Below are 2,039 nucleotides of genomic sequence, written 5' to 3'. Positions count from 1 at the left end.
AGCACGCTTTAAATATTACAATAGTAATATTTAAAAAGTCAAGCAAAATTTAAAATAATTTTTCCTATTGTATCTGAGCATAAAAAAGTGAACTGAACCAATAAAAAACGGACAATGACAAAAAGCCCCCTTATTTAAAATAATAGAATCACATAAGGAGCCTGTGGTTTCAACAAAAAACACTTGATTATATGAGCAGGTTTTGTTATAGCAAAAAGTAAATACACGCATATCAAATAATTGAACCAAAGCTGATTGCTATGTGTAAAGTAGGAAAAACCAATCCGTAAGCTTGTAAAATACTTTTAATTAGAGATTCGACAAATTGAAAACTGAATCAATTACTATAATCGGGAATAGACTCGTCTTATTGCTGGGCTTCTGCTAAAATACAGAGGACGTCCTAAAAAACAGACAGAACCAGCTAGTATCAGAGAATATCAGTAAGAAATTGAGTGCCTGAAGATGAAAAATGAACTTTTACGGAATTTTCTGCGATTAGAAGAACGGATGTGAGAGTACAGGTGCAATATGAGGTTATATACAGACACAGAGTATGCGATACATTATCAATGATGTATCATTTCTTTTAGGTATCTTGCTGTGGATATTATGATTTTCGAAAACAATCATGCAATTTATGAAGAAATATGGATAGAAAGTTGCTGACACAGAAAATGGGTAATAGATATTTCTTATATGTATATATAACAGGATATTTTATATGAGTGAATTGGATTATAACGGAATGTTTGAATATCTGTATGGAATGAAATATGGAGAAAAGTTCAATTCCGAAGATTATCCAAATGGTATTCCAAAAGAAGAATTCGAAAGTCTGATTATGGAATATCTTCCGATAACAGCGGAGCAGATACGAGAGTACGCAGTATTTGACGAGGAAAACCACACATATGATTGGGCTCGATTAGGATGTGGAAATTATGCACCTACTTTCTTTGGAACTTCTTTGCCAGAGGTCACGGATATCAAAGAAAATGATGATGAGACAGTCACGTTAACGGTGGAGGCGGTTTGTGATATGGTTATTTGCGATGATGCAGTCATAACCCATGAACTTACGGTAAGGTTTGCAGAGGATGGCAGTTTTCAGTATTTGGGGAATAAAATCCTAAATGACGGAATTATGCAGATACCCGATTATCAATACCGGATTAAAGAATGATTTGATAATAGAAGTATTTTGTGCTAATCTTACATATGTAAGAGAATGGAGGACACATGAAGAAATAAAGGACAGAGGTTATTATATTGTATTTTCATGGGGAAATGGAAATTCTCTATTGGAAGAATCGAATATACGTGGACACTAAAAAGGAGCAAGATGAATTATGAAATATATTTCCAAAATCAGTAAAATCAGTAGCTTCATATTTTACATATTTCTATTGTGCCAATTATGGCATTTATGCCAATATGGAAGCATTAGAAGTCATTTTTTTGGAGTAGTTATTTGTACAGTAGGTTTTACAGCGGCAGTTATTGTTTGGTTGGTTTCAAGAAGGAAGAAGTTAGAAGAGGATACGGAGAGGATAATTAACGATTGGGGGATTCCTTTTTGAATAGGAATCTCTTAACGTATTTAAGGGAAGGATGGAGTAAAAATGATTATAAAGTCTATTATGACCGATGAAGATAGAAAAGCATTAGAGTATATGCTTTCGTTAGAATATGCTATGCCATATCAATTACTTAAGACAAAATATAATAGAAGGAAAATTATTTATATAATGACACCAGTATTATTTTTGTTATCAATCGGCTGCTATTTTGTAAAGAGTTATCCGATGTTTTATGTGGGAATGGGGATTTCTATTATTGCATTGATTTGGATTATTTGGTTTCAATCTAAGGGAAAAAAATTTGAAAATAATGTCCATGAATTTGTATGGAATAAATCAAGATATAACAAAGTGGAAATTGATATTCAGGGAATAAAATTAGAAGATAAAAAGATCTGTGAACTTAAAGAAGATAAAAAGATCTGTGAACTTAAAGAAATAGATAGAGTCTTTTTG

1 protein-coding gene and 1 pseudogene are annotated in these 2,039 nt (G+C 32.1%); both read left to right on the top strand.

What is annotated here, in order from left to right:
* Positions 1-724: 724 nt before the first annotated feature.
* Positions 725-1,186 (top strand): annotated as a pseudogene (locus tag DW085_RS18660) (DUF6070 family protein); the annotation flags it as partial.
* Positions 1,187-1,625: 439 nt separating this feature from the next.
* On the top strand, positions 1,626-2,039 hold a 414-nt coding region (locus DW085_RS18655), incomplete at its 3' end, for a hypothetical protein (RefSeq protein WP_243034105.1).

Source organism: Clostridium sp. AF50-3, assembly GCF_003477445.1.
Taxonomy (GTDB): domain Bacteria; phylum Bacillota; class Clostridia; order Lachnospirales; family Lachnospiraceae; genus Otoolea; species Otoolea fessa.
The sequence above is the reverse complement of the archived record's forward strand: the minus strand, read 5'-3'. Positions and strand labels throughout refer to the sequence as shown.